The sequence below is a fragment of the Chryseobacterium sp. SIMBA_038 genome (assembly GCF_046535115.1).
In the GTDB taxonomy this organism is placed as follows: Bacteria; Bacteroidota; Bacteroidia; order Flavobacteriales; family Weeksellaceae; genus Chryseobacterium.
In genome coordinates, this window is sequence record NZ_JAWRXH010000219.1 from 1 (window position 1) to 264 (window position 264).

The window sequence follows — 264 nt, forward strand, 5'->3', positions numbered from 1 at the left end:
GTTTATTTCTTCTTTCTATTACTCTGTCCTGATCAATCGTTTTATTCACGAATGTGAATTCAGATTCTTCAGTTTTTGGAGTTTCTATTTCTGTTTTGGTTTCAAAAGAAGGTCTTGTTTCAGTCCTAGGCTCTTCTTTTTGGTAGAATGTCTCTATCTTTTGAGCAGGTTCTACAACAGCACTTACCGGAGCATTAAACTCAGCTTTAGGCTGTCCAAAATCTGTCTTAGGCTCATTTCTAACAGGTTCGTTTACAAAGAAGC

General features: G+C 36.7%; 1 pseudogene. It reads right to left on the bottom strand.

Annotated elements, in window-relative coordinates:
• Positions 1-264: pseudogene (locus SB689_RS23350) on the bottom strand (cell division protein FtsZ); the annotation flags it as partial.